At 62.0% G+C, this 17467-nt stretch carries 15 protein-coding genes and 1 tRNA gene; 5 read left to right on the top strand and 11 right to left on the bottom strand.

All coding sequences use genetic code 11. The annotated features are described in order from the left end of the window. Window positions 1–106: 106 nt before the first annotated feature. Entirely contained in the window at window positions 107–2356 is a 2250-nt protein-coding gene (locus HUK73_RS06160) for a S9 family peptidase (RefSeq protein ID WP_176591109.1), read from the bottom strand. Window positions 2357–2481: 125 nt separating this feature from the next. Continuing rightward, a tRNA-Val gene (locus HUK73_RS06155) sits at window positions 2482–2556 on the bottom strand. Between the two features lie 135 nt (window positions 2557–2691). Between HUK73_RS06155 and HUK73_RS06150 the strand changes: the two genes are divergently transcribed. Next, window positions 2692–2820, top strand: a complete 129-nt coding sequence (locus HUK73_RS06150) for an entericidin A/B family lipoprotein (RefSeq protein WP_176591108.1) — start codon at window positions 2692–2694, stop codon at window positions 2818–2820. 16 nt (window positions 2821–2836) lie between these two features. Here the strand turns inward: HUK73_RS06150 and HUK73_RS06145 are convergent, their stop codons facing one another. Then, a complete protein-coding gene (locus HUK73_RS06145; protein ID WP_176591107.1) occupies window positions 2837–3025 on the bottom strand; it encodes a hypothetical protein in 189 nt (62 codons plus the stop codon). 173 nt (window positions 3026–3198) lie between these two features. On the opposite strand from HUK73_RS06145, the gene hslV reads away from it, so the two are divergent. Then, a complete protein-coding gene (gene hslV / locus HUK73_RS06140; protein ID WP_304413751.1) occupies window positions 3199–3765 on the top strand; it encodes an ATP-dependent protease subunit HslV in 567 nt (188 codons plus the stop codon). A 27-nt stretch (window positions 3766–3792) separates the two neighbouring features. After that, window positions 3793–5094, top strand: coding sequence for an ATP-dependent protease ATPase subunit HslU (hslU, locus tag HUK73_RS06135; RefSeq protein WP_176591106.1), 1302 nt, complete (start codon window positions 3793–3795; stop codon window positions 5092–5094). A gap of 86 nt (window positions 5095–5180) precedes the next feature. On the opposite strand, the gene proS is transcribed toward hslU, so the two are convergent. Continuing rightward, a complete protein-coding gene (proS, locus tag HUK73_RS06130; protein ID WP_176591105.1) occupies window positions 5181–6707 on the bottom strand; it encodes a proline--tRNA ligase in 1527 nt (508 codons plus the stop codon). Window positions 6708–6780: 73 nt separating this feature from the next. After that, entirely contained in the window at window positions 6781–7371 is a 591-nt protein-coding gene (gene phaR, locus HUK73_RS06125; RefSeq protein ID WP_176591104.1) for a polyhydroxyalkanoate synthesis repressor PhaR, read from the bottom strand. Between phaR and HUK73_RS06120 the strand changes: the two genes are divergently transcribed. Both HUK73_RS06120 and HUK73_RS06115 read left to right on the top strand, forming a co-directional pair. Further along, window positions 7370–8458: an alpha/beta hydrolase gene (locus tag HUK73_RS06120; RefSeq protein WP_176591103.1), complete on the top strand. Its 1089-nt coding sequence runs from the start codon at window positions 7370–7372 to the stop codon at window positions 8456–8458. The two genes, phaR and HUK73_RS06120, sit on opposite strands and share 2 nt — an antisense overlap. A 51-nt stretch (window positions 8459–8509) precedes the next feature. Then, the gene (locus tag HUK73_RS06115; RefSeq protein ID WP_176591102.1) at window positions 8510–9682 is read left to right on the top strand and encodes an acetyl-CoA C-acetyltransferase; all 1173 of its coding nucleotides are present in this window, start codon (window positions 8510–8512) and stop codon (window positions 9680–9682) included. Window positions 9683–9745: 63 nt separating this feature from the next. Here the strand turns inward: HUK73_RS06115 and alr are convergent, their stop codons facing one another. From alr to scpA, 6 genes are all read right to left on the bottom strand, one after another. After that, window positions 9746–10792, bottom strand: coding sequence for an alanine racemase (alr, locus tag HUK73_RS06110; protein WP_176591101.1), 1047 nt, complete (start codon window positions 10790–10792; stop codon window positions 9746–9748). An 86-nt stretch (window positions 10793–10878) separates the two neighbouring features. After that, a complete protein-coding gene (aqpZ, locus tag HUK73_RS06105) occupies window positions 10879–11595 on the bottom strand; it encodes an aquaporin Z (protein WP_218036429.1) in 717 nt (238 codons plus the stop codon). A gap of 100 nt (window positions 11596–11695) precedes the next feature. Next, on the bottom strand, window positions 11696–12067 hold the full coding sequence (locus tag HUK73_RS06100; RefSeq protein WP_176591100.1) for a tRNA-binding protein: 372 nt from the start codon (window positions 12065–12067) through the stop codon (window positions 11696–11698). Window positions 12068–12223: 156 nt separating this feature from the next. Next, on the bottom strand, window positions 12224–14209 hold the full coding sequence (locus HUK73_RS06095) for an acetyl/propionyl/methylcrotonyl-CoA carboxylase subunit alpha (RefSeq protein ID WP_176591099.1): 1986 nt from the start codon (window positions 14207–14209) through the stop codon (window positions 12224–12226). 103 nt (window positions 14210–14312) lie between these two features. Continuing rightward, window positions 14313–15314: a biotin synthase BioB gene (bioB, locus tag HUK73_RS06090; RefSeq protein WP_176591098.1), complete on the bottom strand. Its 1002-nt coding sequence runs from the start codon at window positions 15312–15314 to the stop codon at window positions 14313–14315. Further along, window positions 15311–17464, bottom strand: coding sequence for a methylmalonyl-CoA mutase (scpA, locus tag HUK73_RS06085; RefSeq protein ID WP_176591097.1), 2154 nt, complete (start codon window positions 17462–17464; stop codon window positions 15311–15313). The genes bioB and scpA overlap by 4 nt, the downstream gene beginning before the upstream one ends. Window positions 17465–17467: the final 3 nt, after the last annotated feature.

Genomic DNA, 17467 nt, shown 5'->3' with positions numbered 1-17467 from the left:
CGCCCTTGCGCCATTTGTCCAGAGACAAGCAGTTTATTGCGTCAAAGCGCTGCTTCTGTCGCTGGACGTTGCCGCGGGTTCGCGTCCACGGCAACGTCCTTGCGCCTTATTTTGCGGGCGTTTCCGGCGCTGTGCCGTGACGTGCCAGAAAATCCTCGATCGTGTGCCACAGGTGCACGCTGATGCCCGGACCGCCGACGCGATGGGTTTGCCCCGGATAAACCATCATCTCGAACGGCACGGCGGCGCCCTGCATCTTCGCGATCAGCGCGGTCGAATTGTCGAACACCACATTGTCGTCCGACATGCCGTGGATCAGCAGCAGCGGGTCCTTGATCTTCACGGCCTCATCCACCGCGCCGGAACCGGGATAGGCGCTTGGCTTTTCCTGCGGTTGGCCCAGATAGCGCTCGGTATAATGGGTGTCATACAGTTCCCATTTCGTGACCGGCGCGCCCGAAACCGCCGCCGAAAACACGCCCGGCGCCTTCTCCAGCAGCTTCAGCGACATATAGCCGCCATAGGACCAGCCATAGGTCGCAATCCGCTGGGGATCGACATAGGGCTGGGTCTTGAGCCAGTGCACGCCCGCAAGCTGATCCTCGACCTCGACCGTGCCCATGGCATGGTAGATCTGGTCCTCAAACGCCTTGCCGCGATCGGGCGTGCCGCGATTGTCGACGACAAAGACGATCCAGCCCTTGTCCACCAGATATTGGTAGATAGGCGAACCCCATGAGTTCGTGACCTGCCGCCCGCTGCCTGGCCCGCCATAATGCAGCATGAAGACGGGATAGCGCTTCCCGGCCTCCAGCGGCGGCGTCATGATGCGCGTGTAGAGTGTTGATCCATCCGCCGCCTTGATGGTGCCGAACTTGGTCTTCGCATGGCTGGCGAGATAGGGCGCGTAGGGATGGTCGCCCAGAATCGCGTTCTCCGACAGCCATTGCATCTGCTTGCCCGCGCTGTCGGCCAAATAGACCTGCTTAGGCTGATCCGTATTGCTGCGCGCGACGACGATGCGACTGGCCGCACCGTCCATCACCGCGTCATTCCACCAGCCGGTCGAGGTCAACTGCTTGAGCGGCCCCGCCTTGGCGAGCGACGCGACGTAAAGCTGCTGCTCCAGCGGCGTTTCCTTGTTGCCAGTGAAATAGACGAGGCCCCTACCCCCGTTAACACCCTCATCCACGCCGACGACATCGCGCACTTCCCAATCGCCGCTGGTGAGAGCTGTCCATTTGCCGCCTCGCACATGATAGAGATGCCCATGGCCGGTCTTTTCCGACCACCAAAGGAAGCTGCCGTCCTTGAGCGGATGGAAATTGTTGCTGAGGTTAATCCAGCTCTTCGCCTTTTCGGTCAGGATCACCCTGGCCTTGCCCGTCGCGGGATCGACGGCGAGTAGGTCGAGCGTCTTCTGGTCCCGGCTCTCACGCTGGACGTAGAGGGTCTTGCCGTCTTTCGACCAGTCGACGCGGGCGAGGTAGATGTCCTTCTCCGGCCCCAGATCGACTTTGACCTGCGATCCACCTTCAGGCTTCATCACATAGAGGTCGACCAGCGCATTGGGCTTGCCGGCAGCGGGATAGCGCTGCTCATAGACCTTCGTGCCCTCTCCGCCGATGGCCGTGCGGGTGACGACGCCCACCGGGCTTTCATCGACGCGAGCGACCGCGATCAGCTTGTCATCGGGCGACCACCAATAGCCGGTGCGCCGGTCCATTTCCTCCTGCGCGACGAACTCCGCCACACCCCAGTTTAGCGTATCGCTGGCGCCCTGCGTCAGTTGCTTCTCCGTGCCGCCCATAGGCTGCACGAAGAAATTGCCGCCGCGCACGAAGGACACATAGCCGCCCCTGGGACTGACCACGCCGTTCAATTCTCCATCCGGCGTATCGGTGAGGCGCCTGACCTTGCCGTCCAGCGCGGCCAGATAGAGATCGCCATCGACGGGCACGAGGATCGACTTCCCATCCGGCGCCCAGTCATAGCTGACGATGCCGGTGTTGCCGGCCACCGAACGGTCGCGCTCCCGCTGCATCTTCTCCGCTTCGGAAAGTTCCGCACCGCTGCCGGTCTTCTTCGAATCGACCAGCATCCGTTCCGCGCCGGTCGAGGTGTCGACCGCCCAAAGGTCCAGTCGCTCCTTCTCATCCGTGCGGGGCTTCAGCAACGTCACCAGCTTCCCATCGGGTGAGAGCTTCAGCGCACGCGGTTGCGGCCCTGACAGGTCGGGGCTGGCAAAAACCCGTTCCAATGTAAGCTTTTGTGGTGCTGGCTTGTTTTGGGCTTGAGCGGAAACGCTCAGCAGCAGCGCGCCCAAGGCCGCACCGCATTTCCAATATGGCGACATGATCTTCCCTTGCTTGCTCGCAGCGCATGGAAGCGCCGCGCGACATGCGCCAAGAATTAGCGCGACGCGGACGAAAAGATCAATGTTGGGAAATAATATTTCTCTGGCCATGACTGGGTAAGTCATGGTGGGCGCGACAGGGATTGAACCTGTGACCCCACCCGTGTGAAGGGTGTGCTCTACCGCTGAGCTACGCGCCCCCTGTAAGGAGGAGGCGGCCATTGGCATCCGCCGCGCCGCCTGTCAAGCGCTTCAAACAACGCAATTTGACAAAATGGACTTATTCGCGCTCTGGGCGTTATAATCGGAACGCTATCAAAAGGAGTGCATATCCAATGCGTCAAACCGTCGCCCTTGTCATCGCAGGGCTGCTTCTTTCCTCGCTCGCCGCCTGCAACACGGTGAAGGGCGCAGGCCGGGATATCGAATCCGTCGGCAGCGCTGGCGAACGGGTCATTCACTGATCCGGCAGGATCGCCTTTATTGAAGGATGCGGCTGGCGACGGCCGCATCTTTTTCCAGGCGCACACCGTCGCAATCTGGTTCGCCACAATCGCAGGCCGCAATAGTATAGCGCACGCCGCACATCACCAGTACGTCCTGGTCGAAGGAATAGTTGGATATTCCAGCGCGTTCGACTTTTTCCTGCGCCCTGGCCTTGAGGGACATGAGGTTTCCTCTCTGCAACATGTCGGCAATAATTATTGTTGCATTGCACAATGTCAATTGAGCCAGGTTGATTCCTGAACGGATTGAAATAAATCTGTCCAGAAAATGACACGATTGGGCGCTTCTATTGAGGGCGCTTGCACGCAGTCGCCATCGCTCCCATATGCCGGGCCATGAACGACCAACGCTCCAGCTCCATGCCGGTCTGGCATGGCACCACCATCATGTCGGTACGCAAAAACGGAAAGGTGATCGTGGCCGGTGACGGCCAGGTTTCCATGGGTCAGACGGTGATGAAGCCCAATGCCCGCAAGGTTCGCCGTCTCCATGACGGATCGGTCATCGGCGGTTTCGCCGGGGCGACCGCAGACGCTTTCACTCTGTTCGAACGGCTGGAGGCCAAGCTGGAACGCCACAATGGCCAGCTTATGCGCGCCGCCGTCGAACTCGCCAAGGACTGGCGGACGGACAAATATCTGCGCAACCTCGAAGCGATGATGATCGTCGCGGACAAGGAAGTGACGTTGATCCTGACCGGCAATGGCGATGTGCTGGAGCCGCTGGGCGGAGTCGCCGCCATCGGTTCGGGCGGCAATTTCGCCCTCGCCGCCGCCCGGGCGCTGATGGAATATGAGGAGGATGCCGAAACGCTCGCCCGCAAGGCGATGGCTGTGGCGGCGGATATCTGCGTCTACACCAACGACCAGCTCGTCGTCGAAGAGCTGGAAAGCGTGAACTGAGCCTTTTCACGGAATTTGCGGAATATCATGAACGATAACCTGACCCCCAAAGCCATTGTTTCCGCGCTGGACGCGCACATCATCGGCCAGGCCGACGCCAAGCGCGCCGTCGCGGTGGCATTGCGCAACCGCTGGCGCCGCCAGCGCCTCTCCGCCGACCTGCGCGATGAGGTGACGCCCAAGAACATCCTGATGATTGGCCCCACGGGTTGCGGCAAGACGGAGATCAGCCGCCGCCTCGCCAAGCTGGCCGATGCCCCCTTTGTGAAGGTGGAAGCGACCAAGTTCACCGAGGTCGGCTATGTCGGCCGCGACGTGGAGCAGATCGTCCGCGATCTGGTCGAGGAAGCCGTGCGCCTGGAACGCGACCGCCGCCGCGAGGCTGTGCGGGAAGCCGCCTCCGAAGCCGCCATGGCCCGCCTGCTCGACGCGCTCACCGGCAAGGAAGCGAGCGAAGCCACCCGCCTCTCCTTCCGCCAGCGGATCGAGAACAACCAGATGAATGAGGTTGAGGTTGAGGTGGAAGTCACCGACAGCCCCTCCATGCCGATGGAAATTCCCGGCATGGGTGGTCAGATCGGCATGATCAACCTCAGCGACATGATGTCCAAAGCCTTTGGTCAGCAACAGAAGAAGCGCCGCAAGCTGCGTGTCGCCGACGCCTGGGACAAGCTGGTCGAGGAAGAGCAGGACAAGAGGCTCGATCAGGATGATGTCGCCCGTGTCGCCATCTCCAGCGCGGAACAGAACGGCATCGTCTTCATCGACGAGATCGACAAGATCGCGGTCAGCGACGTACGCGGCGGATCGGTCAGCCGCGAAGGCGTGCAGCGCGACCTGCTGCCGCTGATTGAAGGGACTACGGTTTCGACCAAATATGGCCCGCTCAAGACGGACCATATCCTGTTCATCGCTTCGGGTGCTTTCCATGTGGCGAAACCCAGCGATCTGCTGCCGGAATTGCAGGGCCGACTGCCGATCCGGGTGGAACTGAAGGCACTGACTGAGGATGATTTCGTGTCGATCCTCTCAGACACCAAGGCGAGCCTCGTCGCGCAGTACCGCGCGCTGTTGGCGACCGAGGGTGTGACCATCGACCTGACCCCCGACGGCATCCGCGCGGTGGCCAAGATTGCGGCCGAGGTGAACAGCGAGGTTGAGAATATCGGCGCCCGCCGCCTCCAGACGGTGATGGAAAAGCTGCTGGAGGATGTGAGCTTCGAGGCTGAGGATCGTCAGGGCGAAACGCTGATTGTCGATGCAGCCTATGTCGAAAAGCAGTTGGCCGTGGTCGCGCGCAACACGGACCTGAGCAAGTACGTACTGTAAATGCAAAGGGCAGCCCCATTGGGCTGCCCTTCCACATCACCTTCCCGTGCTCCTGCATTCGCAGGAACACGGCACGCCTCAAAAAGTCAGTAGCTCCGCCCGACCAGCACGCGCTCCACCGCTTTCTCGCCAGTGAAGATGCACGCACCGTCAGCCGCTTCCGCATCCGTCGGCACATTGCGCAGCGTCAGCTTTTCGCCCTTCAGCCACTCGACCACCTTGTCCAGCGCCGCGCCGGTCGGCTTGGACCACTGCACCAGCGCCCAGCCGGGCTTCTTGCTCGCGTTGAAATAAGCCTTGAGTGCGTCGAGCGACGTAATCGACTTGTCGATATTGCCGTGCAACCGTGCCTGCGCGTCCGCGAACAAGGCCTGCTGGATATCCTCCAACATTCCCGTCGCCGCACCCAGGAAATCGCCCTTGGCGACAATCTGGCTGTCGAGCTTGCCGTCCTCGCGATAGAGCCGGTCACGACGAATGACGGACACGTTGCCGCCCGCCACATCGCGCCCGCCGACCTCGATCACGATCGGCGCGCCCTTCTTGACCCACCCCCAGCGTTTGTTGGCGGCCTTGGCCGGACGGCGATCGAGCAACGCACGCACCGGCTCGCGGAACACGTCCAGCTTGTTCAATTCCGTCACCAGATCACCGCAATAGGCGAGGATCGCGGCATCCTCTTCGGTATCGCGCAGCATCGGCACCACGATGACCTGATAGGGCGCCATGCGCGGCGGCACGCGCAGGCCGTCATCATCACCATGCACCATGATCAGCCCGCCGATCATGCGCGTCGAAACACCCCAGCTGGTCGTCTGAGCCAGCTCCTGCTGTCCCTCTGCATTCTGGAACTTGATGTTCTGCGCCTGAGAGAAGGTCGTGCCCAGGAAGTGCGATGTCCCTGCCTGCAAAGCCTTGCCATCCTGCATCATCGCCTCGATGGAATAGGTTGCGACGGCACCGGGGAAGCGCTCATTTTCCGGCTTCTCGCCCGCGATGACCGGAAGCGCCACGCACTCCTCCGCGAACTCGCGATAGACTTCGAGCATCTTCATCGTCTCTTCCATCGCCTCATCGACGCTGGCGTGAGCCGTGTGCCCTTCCTGCCAGAGAAATTCGGCGGTGCGCAGGAACATGCGCGTGCGCATTTCCCAGCGGACGACGTTGGCCCACTGATTGATCAGCACCGGCAGATCGCGCCAGCTCTGCACCCAGCGCGAGAAGGCCGCGCCGATCACCGTCTCCGAAGTCGGGCGAACCACCAGCGGCTCTTCCAGCTTGGCCTCGGGATCGGGGACCAGCTTGCCATCCTTCTGGATCAGGCGGTGATGGGTGACGACCGCCATTTCCTTGGCAAAGCCGTCGACATGCTCGGCTTCCTTCTCGAAATAGCTCAAGGGAATGAACAGCGGGAAATAGCAATTTTCGTGGCCGGTCGCTTTGATGCGTTCGTCCAGCAGCTTTTGCATCCGTTCCCAGATGCCATAGCCCCATGGCCGGATGACCATGCAGCCGCGCACACCGCTTTCCTCGGCCATATCGGCTTCGGAAATGACGGCCTGATACCAGGCGGCGAAATCCTGTTCGCGGGTAACGGAAAGGGCGTGCTTCACTTCGGATCGACCTTGTTTTCGAGTGGATGGCGCGCCATAAGCCAAGCGCGCCGTCCATGTCGACCCCGAAGGCTTAAGTCAGCTTGTCTATCTTGGCATTGAGCGCGGCAAGTTGCGCCTTCAGTTCGGCAATTTCATCATCCTTGGCCTCTTCCGAAGCGGACGATGGAGCCGGCGACGGCGCAGGCGTCGGCATTCCCGGCATCCCGGGCATTCCCGTGCCAAAGGCGCTCGCCGCCGCCTCGAACATCTGCATGTTGCGCTTGGCGATTTCGGCCAGAGGGCCGCCGCCGAAAGCGCCCTTCATCGCTTCCTGAAACTGCTGCTGGTTCTTGCGGAACGCCTCCATCGACGCTTCCAGATATTGCGGCACCATGGACTGCATGGAATCGCCGTACATGGCGATCAGCTGGCGCAGGAAGTTGACGGGCAGCATGTTCTTGCCGCGCTGCTCTTCCTCCATGATGATTTGCGTCAGGACATTGTGCGTGATGTCCTCTCCGGTCTTTGCGTCGACGACGACGAACTCGCGCCCCTCACGAGTCATCTGCGACAAAAGATCCAGCGTGATGTAGCTCGACGTTTCTGTGTTATAGAGCCGCCTGTTAGCGTACTTCTTGATGACGACCGGCTCTGATTCGTTCGCGGTCTTAGATTTGGCCATGGATACCTCTCCCACACCTGCATTTTCCGCATTAGCACAGCCCAATGCCGCGTCGCAACATGGCCCGCGGCCATTACCCCTTTTTCTCAATATTTTATGGCGGGAAACGCAGGATGATCCCGAACTGCGAAAGCGCGCTTTCCAAGGTTTGCGTAAATATCAAGAGGCTAGGCGCCCTTCTCCCCCGCATGCGCCGCCGCCTTTCGCATCCGCGGGCAATGCCAGACTGCTCCGCTATGGGACGGATAATGGCCGCGCGCCGGTGGTTTTCGTGCCTTCCCTCATCAACCCGCCGCTGGTGCTGGACCTCTCGTCCAGCCGCTCCATGCTGCGCCATATGAGTGCAGCAGGACATGACGCCTATCTGGTCGACTGGGGCGCCCCGCTTGAGGGCGAAGGTGGCCTGGGCCTTGATGGCCATGTGTTCGCAAAGCTGCTTCCCATGCTGCAATCCCTGCCCCGGCCGCCGATCCTGGTCGGATATTGTCTGGGCGGAAATCTGGTGATCGGCGCTGCAGCATCGATGGAAACCCGAGCCGTAGCGACCATCGCCGCGCCCTGGGATTTCGATGGCATTCCACAGGCCGACCGTGAACAGATCTCGGCGCTATGGCAGGGCGCGAAACCCATGTGCGAGCGTCTGGGATATGTCCCCATGGAGGTGCTGCAATCCGGTTTCTGGGCGATGGATCCGGCACGGACCATCCGAAAATATGCCGCTTTCGCCGAAACGATGACGGGTTCGGATGAGGAACATGCCTTTCTGGCGGTGGAGGATTGGGCCAATGGCGGCCCGCCGCTCACCTATGGCGCGGGTCTTGATCTGTTCGAAAAATTTTATGCTGCGAATGCGAGTGGCCTTGGTCGGTGGCGCATCAACGGCAAGCGGATCGATCCTGCCGAGCTGACTTGTCCCACGCTTTCAATCCGTTCCGCGCGGGACCGCATCGTTCCCGCCGAAGCTGCGCCTGAAATGGCGGAACAGGAGACGCTGGCGCTCGGCCATGTCGGCATGATCGTCGGCGGCAGCGCCCGACAGTACCTGTGGGGCCCCCTGTCCCAATGGCTTTGCAGGCACGGCGGATGATGATATGTGCGGCCGCGAAAACAATCACCCCCGGAATCGAGGATCAAGGCTTTGTCAGACATCGTCATCACCGCCGCCAAGCGTACCGCGGTCGGCAGCTTCATGGGCGTATTCGGCTCGACTCCCGCACACGAACTGGGACGTACCGCGATCATCGCCGCTCTCGCTCAGGCCGGCGTCGCGCCGGAGGAAGTGGATGAAGTCATCCTCGGCCAGATCCTGACCGCGGCGCAGGGGCAGAACCCCGCCCGTCAGGCCGCCGTCAACGCCGGCATCCCGGTCGAGCGCACCGCCATCGGCCTCAACCAGCTTTGCGGATCGGGTCTGCGCGCGGTCGCGCTCGCGGCACAGGCGATCAAGGCGGGCGACGCGCGCATCATGGTCGCGGGTGGACAGGAAAGCATGTCGCTTGCGCCCCATGCACAATATCTGCGCGCCGGTGCGAAAATGGGTCCGATCTCGTTCATCGACACGATGACGCATGACGGCCTGACCGACGCGTTCCACAATTATCACATGGGCATCACCGCCGAAAATCTGGCCGAGAAGTACCAGATCAGCCGCGAAGCGCAGGACGAATTCGCCGTCGCCAGCCAGAACAAGGCTGAAGCCGCTCGCGCCGCCGGCCGCTTCAAGGACGAGATCGTTCCCGTGACGATCAAGGGCCGCAAGGGTGACACCATCGTCGATGCCGACGAATATATCCGCGCCGGCGCGACGATCGAAGCCATGCAGAGCCTGCGCCCCGCCTTCAAGAAGGACGGCACCGTGACCGCCGGCAACGCCAGCGGCATCAATGACGGCGCAGCCGCGCTGGTCGTGATGAGCGCCGAGGACGCCGCCAAGCGCAATGCCCCGGTTCTGGCGCGCATCGCCAGTTTCGCGACCTGCGGCGTCGATCCGGCGATCATGGGCATTGGACCGGCTCCCGCGACCCGCAATGCGCTGGCCAAGGCCGGCTGGTCGCTGGCCGACCTGGACCTCATCGAAGCCAATGAAGCCTTCGCCGCACAGGCTCTGGCGGTTGGTCAGGAACTGGGTTGGGACCCGGCCAAGGTCAATGTGAACGGCGGCGCCATCGCCATCGGTCACCCGGTTGGCGCTTCGGGCGCCCGTGTGTTGACCACGCTGATCTACGAAATGCAGAAGCGCGACGCCAAGAAGGGCCTTGCTACGCTGTGCGTCGGCGGTGGCATGGGCGTCGCCATGTGCATCGAACGTTAAGCGGAAACTGAACTGACAGAAGGGCCGTCGATCCCGGAAGGATCGGTGGCCCTTTTCTTTGGCTCAGTCCCAGAGCCGGTCGAACCGTGCGCCAAGACCTGTCAGCAACTCATATTGCGACAGCCCGGAAATCGCGGCGGCTTCATCCAGAGCATAGTCAACGGCCAGCCAATCCCCCTCTGCCACATCAGGCAGCGTGGAGACATCCACCGCCGTCAGATCCATCGACACACGCCCCACCACCGGCAGGTGCACCTGCCCTGCCCACATCGATCCGCGCCCGGAAAAACCCCGCAAATAGCCATCGGCATAGCCCAAATTCAGCACCGCGATCTCCATGTCGGCCGCCGCGACATGGGTGGCATTATAGCCGATCGCATCGCCCGCCCGGACACGCCGCCGCTGCAACACTTGTGTTTCGGGAAAGACGACCTGCCGGATATGCCCTACCGCTTCGCCGCGCGGAACGCCGCCATAAAGGGCAAGGCCAGGCCGGGTCATGTCAAAGCCGTAGGCCGTTCCAAGACAGATGCCTGCGCTGTTCGCCAGGCTGTATCGCGCCGCCGTCACGCTCCCCCGCACGCGGATGAACCGCTCTAGCTGGTCCTGACTGAGCGGCGTGTCCTCATCGGCCGACACCAGATGGCTGAGCAATGTCACGATGGTCAGCCCCGCTATCTGCCCCGCGACATCGCCCCGCCAGTCAAGACCCAGCCGGTTCATGCCCGTGTCGACCATCACGTCGCATGGACCGCCATCGGCTGCCTTCCACCGCGCGATCTGCTTTTCCGTGCACAGGACGGGCCGAGCGCGCGAAGCCAGCGCGACCGCCATATCCTCTTCCCGCACGCCATGGAGCACCGACAGCGAAACGCCCTCAGCCAGCAATGACTCCAAAGCCATCGCTTCTGCCCAGTTGGACACGAAAAAGTCCCGGCAGCCCGCTTTTAGCAGGCGTCGCATCACCTCTGCCGCGCCCAGCCCATAGCCATTGGCTTTCACCGCGGCGCCACAGGCCGGAGCACCACCCCTCCCCTTCAGCCAGTGCCAGTTGGATAGCAGCGCGTCTTCATCCAGACGCAGACGCAACGGTGCGGAAAAATCGGTCATACGATGCGGATAGCGTTGCTCGACGTCACCGTCGAGACATCACGCCTCCCGTTTTTCCGCCCTGCGTTTCGGGAAGGGCGGCTGTTTCACTGTCCCCCAATATCGATGGGGGCGGGTTGATCGGGGCTAAGTTGACGATAAGAAATACCGCCGACGACCCCACCCAAAATGGGGGCGACCCAGAACAGCCAGAGTTGCTGAAGTGCCCAGCCACCCACGAACAGCGCCGGCCCGGTGCTACGCGCCGGATTGACCGACGTATTGGTCACCGGAATGCTGATCAGATGGATCAGGGTCAGCGCCAGCCCGATGGCCAGTGGAGCAAAGCCCTTGGGTGCCGATCCATGCGTCGCTCCCATGATGACGAACAGGAAGGCGAAGGTCATGACCAGTTCGCAGACGAAAGCGGCACCCAGCGAATAGCCCCCCGGCGAATGTTCGCCAAAGCCGTTGCTCGCAAATCCGCCTGCCAGGCTGAAATCGGGATGGCCGCTGGCGATCAGGTAAAGCACGCCGGCGCCCGCAGCGGCGCCCAGTGTCTGTGCGATGACATAGCCGGGCAGTTCGTTGAGAGCGAACCGGCCGCCAGCCCATAGCCCGAAAGAGACGGCGGGATTGAGATGGCAGCCTGAAACATGGCCGATGGCATAGGCCATGGTGACGACCGTCAAGCCAAAGGCCAGCGCCACGCCCGCAAAGCCTATGCCAAGATCAGGGAAAGCGGCCGCCAATACCGCCGAACCACAACCTCCAAGAACCAACCATCCAGTACCGAGGAATTCAGCGATCAATTTGCGCATCATACTCTCCTCTTTCGGCTTTTCTCGGAAAGCTATGTAACATCGATCAAGACGGCAAGAAGATTATTGAAAGACAGCCATGACCTGCTGCCCCCTCAGGTCGCTAGAAAAGGCGCGCACCGTTGGGCACGGGCTTGTCCGGCGAAAACAGTGTCACCGCTCCCTGACCATCGGCAAAACCCAATGTCAGCACTTCGGAAAGGAACTTGCCGATTTGACGCGGCGGAAAATTGATCACCGCAGCGACCTGTCGCCCTGGCAGGTCGTTTACTGAATAATTCTCTGTGATTTGTGCGCTCGATTTGCGCTTCCCGATCGCCGGACCGAAATCGATCAGCAATTTATAGGCAGGCTTGCGTGCTTCGGGATAGGGCTCGGCGGTCAGGATCGTGCCGACCCGAATGTCGACTTTCAGGAAATCGTCAAAGCCGATCAACTCTGCGGGAGGGGCGTCGGGCTCGTGGGAGAGGTGCATGAAGCCACTCTATCCATTCGTTTCAGGCGGGTCGAGAGACGGATAATTCTATCCTTCCCGACCCGCTCGAAACTGGAGCGCGCTGCTTCAAAACAGACGCAGGGCGCGTGCTCCACTTCTCCCTTGCCGCATCATTTTGATGCTCCGGCGGAGATCTTATTCCATTTCCAGGATGATCGCGTCGACCGGCAGGCTTTCGCCCTGCGCGGCGGAAACGCTCTTCACCACACCCGCCTTTTGAGCGCGCAGGATATTTTCCATCTTCATCGCCTCGATCACGGCCAGCGGCTGGCCGATCTCGACCTTGTCGCCTTCCTTGACGTGCAGTGCGACCAGCAGGCCCGGCATCGGGCAGATCAGGTAACGCGACAGATCCGGCGGGATCTTTTCGATCATATGCTTGGCATGAATTGCCGCATGGGCGGGCAGGATGCGCAGCTTGTGGCTGGCGCCATGGGCGGTCAGGACGAAGCCGGAACGCACCGGCGCGATCTTCACCGCCAACAGCTCCTCACCGAATTCCGCCTCGATCAGTCGATCACCAGGCGTATATTCCAGTGCGATGTCGATCGCTTCGCCGTCGACACTGACGTCATCGCCATTGATCACGACGTCATGGATGGCGTCGCCAATCTTGACCTGCCAATCGGTCGGTGCCTTGAGCTTCTTGCCCAGCTGTCCGTCGATCCGGCGGGCACGATCGGCCTGCGCCATGGCGGCGAAGGCACCGATGGCAGACAGCCGCTTGAGCAGCGTTTCCGAAGCCGGGGCGCCAGTGAAGCCTTCGGGATATTCCTCGGCAATGAACCCCGTGGTGATGTTGCCCGAACGGAAGCGCTCATGCTGCATCAGAGCAGAGACGAAATCGATATTGTGACCGGGACCTTCGATCTCAAACTGGTCAAGCGCCGCGATCTGCTTGTCGATGGCCTCCAGACGGGTCGGCGCCCAGGTGATCAGCTTGGCGATCATCGGATCGTAGAACATGCTGACTTCGCCGCCTTCGACAACGCCGTCATCGACGCGCACGCCGTCCACGGCTTCAGGCGGATTGTAGCGGATCAGACGGCCCGTCGAGGGCAGGAAGCCGCGATAGGGGTCTTCGGCATAGACGCGGTTCTCGATCGACCAGCCGTTGATCTTCACATCTTCCTGACGGAAGCTCAGTTCCTCGCCATTGGCGACGCGGATCATCTGCTCGACCAGATCGAGGCCGGTGATCTCTTCGGTGACGGGATGCTCCACCTGCAGGCGGGTGTTCATTTCCAGGAAGTAGAAGCCGTCGCCGGTCTTGTCCGCGCCCGACACGATCAGTTCGACCGTGCCCGCGCTGAAATAGCCGACTGCCCGCGCCAGGGCGACGCACTGCTCACCCATCTTCTTGCGCATTTCCGGGCTGACGAAGGGCGACGGCGCTTCCTCGACCACCTTCTGGTGGCGGCGCTGGATCGAGCATTCGCGCTCGTTGAGGTAAAGGATATTGCCGTGCTGGTCGCCCAATATCTGGATTTCGATGTGGCGCGGGCTCTCGATGAACTTCTCGATGAACACGCGGTCGTCGCCGAAGCTGTTGAGGCCCTCGCGCTTGGTCGCCTCGAAGCCCTCGCGGACGTCCTGCTCGGAATAGGCAAGGCGCATGCCCTTGCCGCCGCCGCCGGCCGACGCTTTCATCATCACCGGATAGCCGATCTCGTTGGAAATGCGGACGGCATGTTCGGTGTCCTCGATCACGCCGACATAGCCGGGGACAACGTTGACGCCGGCTTCCTTGGCCAGCTTCTTGGACTCGATCTTGTCGCCCATGGCGGCGATTGCGTTGGCGGGAGGGCCAACGAAAATGATGCCCGCTTCGTCCAGCGCCTTGCGGAAGCTCTCCCGCTCCGACAGGAAGCCGTAGCCCGGATGCACCGCATCGGCGCCGGTCGCTTTGCACGCCTCAATGATCTTGTCGGCGAGCAGATAGGATTGCGCGGCAGGCGGCGGGCCGAGATGCACGGCCTCATCCGCCATCAGGACGTGAGGCGAACGCGCATCCGCGTCCGAATAGACCGCCACGGTCTTGATGCCCATCTTCCGCGCGGTGCGAATGACACGGCATGCAATTTCGCCACGGTTCGCGATCAGGATCTTGGTGATTGCCATCTTGAGTCCTTGCCCCAGTCCTATTCCTCTCGCGCCGCTTGGTGCGAGTTGCCGAAGGCCAGCTCCCTGAAAGGGATGCGCGGCCTTCGACCTGTGCGTTGAATTATTCCGCTGCTTCCAGATGCCCGTGCGGCTGAGCCATCATCGGCGTCAGCCCGAGCTTGGAAAGCAGCGCGCTATCCTTGTCGTCCCCGGCATTGGCTGCGGTCAGCAGCTTGTCGCCGGTAAAGATGCTGTTCGCGCCCGCCATGAAACAGAGCGCCTGACAGGCTTCGCTCATGCTCTCGCGGCCGGCGGAAAGCCGCACCATCGACTGCGGCATGACGATGCGCGCCACGGCCACGGTGCGGACGAACTCCACCTCGTCAATCTTGGCGAGCGGCGTGTCCTTCAGCATATCGCCCAGCACGGTCCCGGCCACCGGCACCAGCGCATTGATCGGCACGCTTTCGGGATGCGGCATGGTGCCCAGCGCATGCAGGAAGCCAATGCGATCCGACCGCGTCTCGCCCATGCCGACGATCCCGCCGCAGCACACATTGATGCCCGCGTCGCGCACATTTTCCAGCGTCTCGATCCGGTCCTCGAAGGTCCGGGTGGTGATGACGTTGGCGTAATTTTCCGGCGAGGTGTCGATATTATGGTTGTAATAATCGAGGCCCGCATCCGCGAGCTGCTTCGCCTGATCGGCGGACAGCATGCCCAGCGTCATGCAGGTTTCCATGCCCATCTGGCGCACGCCCTTCACCATTTCGATGAGCTTGGGCATGTCCCGTTCCTTGGGGTTGCGCCACGCCGCGCCCATGCAGAAACGACCCGAACCATGGTCCTTGGCCTGCGCCGCCGCCTGAAGCACGGCCTGCACGTCCATCAGCTTGGTCGCCTTCAGGCCGCTTTCCGCCTCGGTCGACTGGCTGCAATAGCCGCAATCTTCCGGGCAACCGCCTGTCTTGATCGACAGCAGGGTTGAAAGCTGCACTTCATTACGCGGGAAGTTCGCGCGATGGATCGACTGCGCTTCGAACATCAGGTCGTTGAAGGGCAGGTCGAATAGCGCGGCGATCTCGTCGCGGGTCCAGTCGGTGCGGGCGGTAGTGGTGTTCAAGCGGCTTCCTCCAGCCCCGCCGGGGGCATGTTGTGGCCGAGGAGGCGCAGCACATCGGCGGCGCATTCCACGACGTTGGAGCCGGGTCCATAAATCCCCTGAACGCCCGCGTCACGAAGGAAGTCATAATCCTGCGGAGGAATGACGCCGCCCGCGATCACCTTGATGTCGTTGCGGCCCTTTTCCCGAAGCTGCCTGATGAGTTCGGGGATCAGCGTCTTGTGTCCAGCAGCCAGCGACGATGCGCCCACCACGTCCACACCGCTGTCGAGCGCCAGCACGACGGTTTCCTCCGGCGTCTGGAACAGCGGCCCCGACACGACGTCGAACCCCATGTCCCCGAAAGCGGACGCGATCACGTTGGCGCCCCGGTCATGGCCGTCCTGTCCCATCTTGGCGACGAGCAGTTTGGGCTTGCGACCGAGGCGCCGCTCGACGGCCTGCACCCCGTCAAGAACCTGTTTCCAGCGGCTGTCCTGGGCATAAGGCTCGGCATAGACGCCCTTCACCGGCGTCGGCACCGTGCCATAACGGTTGAAGCTGTCCTCCATGGCGGAGGAAATCTCGCCCAGCGTTGCGCGTGCACGGGCGCATTCCACCGCAAGGGCAAGGAGGTTGTTTTCGATCGACTGCGCACCCGCAGCGCCCTGACGCAGCGCTTCCAGCGCAGCCTGGCACTTGGCCTCGTCGCGCTCTGCCTTCACCTTGTTGATGCGAGCGATCTGCGCTTCGCGGACCTTGGTGTTGTCGACTTCCAGCGTTTCGAGCAGATCCTCGTTCGCCAGACGATATTTGTTGACGCCGACGATCACGTCCTCGCCCCGGTCGACGCGCGCCTGACGGGCAGCGGCGGCGGTTTCGATCATCGCCTTGGGCCAACCGGCGCCCACGGCCTTCGCCATGCCGCCTTCAGCTTCCACGCGGTCGATGATCTCCTGCGCGGCGTCGACCAGTTGCTGGGTCAACGCTTCGATATAATAGCTGCCGCCCAGCGGATCGACGACATTGCACATGCCCGTCTCTTCCTGGATGACGATCTGGGTGTTGCGCGCGATGCGGGCGGAGAAGTCGGTCGGCAGCGCGATCGCCTCGTCCAGCGCGTTAGTGTGCAGCGACTGCGTGCCGCCCAGCATGGCCGCCATCGCTTCGATGGTGGTGCGCATGACGTTGTTATAGGGGTCCTGCTCAGTCAGCGACACGCCCGACGTCTGGCAATGGGTGCGCAGCATCTTGGAGCGCTCGTCCTTCGCGCCAAGCTTCGTCATGACGCGATGCCACAGCACACGGGCGGCGCGCAGCTTCGCGATCTCCATGAAGAAGTTCATGCCGATGGCGAAAAAGAAGCTGAGGCGCCCGGCGAATTTGTCGATGTCGAGGCCGCTCGCCACGCCATAGCGCACATATTCCGCGCCGTCCGCGATGGTGAAGGCCAGTTCCTGCACCTGCGTCGCGCCGGCTTCCTGCATATGATAGCCGGAGATGGAGATGCTGTTGAACTTGGGCATCTCGCGGCTGGTATAGCCGAAAATGTCCGAGATGATCCGCATCGAGGGTTCGGGCGGGTAGATATAGGTGTTGCGGACCATGAACTCCTTCAGAATGTCATTCTGAATGGTCCCGTCCAACAGCTTGCGCTCGACCCCTTGCTCCTCGCCCGCGACGATGAAGAAGGCCAGGATCGGGATCACCGCGCCGTTCATCGTCATGGAAACCGACATCTGATCGAGCGGAATGCCGTCGAACAGGATCTTCATGTCCTCGATCGTGTCGATCGCGACGCCCGCCTTGCCGACGTCACCGACGACGCGCGGATGGTCGCTGTCATAGCCGCGATGGGTGGCAAGGTCGAAAGCGACGCTGAGGCCCTTCTGCCCCGCGGCCAGATTGCGGCGATAGAAGGCGTTGGATTCCTCGGCGGTCGAGAAGCCCGCATATTGCCGGATGGTCCAGGGACGGCCTGCATACATGGAGGCGCGCACGCCACGCGTGAACGGCGCGAAGCCGGGAAGACCCGGATCGACGGTCACATCCTCAGCGGTGTAGAGCGGCTTGACGGTGATCCCTTCCGGGGTCTCCCAGTTCAGGTCCTTGCCCTTCACTTCCTTGGCGGCGGCGGTCGCCCACTGATCCAGCGTCGGCTTCTCGGTCACTTC

Origin of the sequence: Sphingobium sp. EM0848, from assembly GCF_013375555.1 — a bacterium.
Classification (GTDB): Bacteria; Pseudomonadota; Alphaproteobacteria; order Sphingomonadales; family Sphingomonadaceae; genus Sphingobium.
Note: the sequence above shows the minus strand (reverse complement) of the source record. Positions and strands in the feature narration are given on the sequence as shown.

Excerpts from the sequence above, each read along its gene's own strand:
- HUK73_RS06100 (WP_176591100.1), bottom strand. The coding sequence starts at position 12,067 with ATGCACCTCTCCCACGAGCCCGACGCCCCTCCCGCAGAGTTGATCGGC.
- aqpZ (WP_218036429.1), bottom strand. The coding sequence starts at position 11,595 with ATGATGCGCAAATTGATCGCTGAATTCCTCGGTACTGGATGGTTGGTT.
- HUK73_RS06150 (WP_176591108.1), top strand. The coding sequence starts at position 2,692 with ATGCGTCAAACCGTCGCCCTTGTCATCGCAGGGCTGCTTCTTTCCTCG.
- HUK73_RS06160 (WP_176591109.1), bottom strand. The coding sequence starts at position 2,356 with ATGTCGCCATATTGGAAATGCGGTGCGGCCTTGGGCGCGCTGCTGCTG.
- hslU (WP_176591106.1), top strand. The coding sequence starts at position 3,793 with ATGAACGATAACCTGACCCCCAAAGCCATTGTTTCCGCGCTGGACGCG.
- HUK73_RS06145 (WP_176591107.1), bottom strand. The coding sequence starts at position 3,025 with ATGTCCCTCAAGGCCAGGGCGCAGGAAAAAGTCGAACGCGCTGGAATA.
- alr (WP_176591101.1), bottom strand. The coding sequence starts at position 10,792 with ATGACCGATTTTTCCGCACCGTTGCGTCTGCGTCTGGATGAAGACGCG.
- HUK73_RS06120 (WP_176591103.1), top strand. The coding sequence starts at position 7,370 with ATGGATACCTCTCCCACACCTGCATTTTCCGCATTAGCACAGCCCAAT.
- hslV (WP_304413751.1), top strand. The coding sequence starts at position 3,199 with ATGAACGACCAACGCTCCAGCTCCATGCCGGTCTGGCATGGCACCACC.
- HUK73_RS06095 (WP_176591099.1), bottom strand. The coding sequence starts at position 14,209 with ATGGCAATCACCAAGATCCTGATCGCGAACCGTGGCGAAATTGCATGC.
- phaR (WP_176591104.1), bottom strand. The coding sequence starts at position 7,371 with ATGGCCAAATCTAAGACCGCGAACGAATCAGAGCCGGTCGTCATCAAG.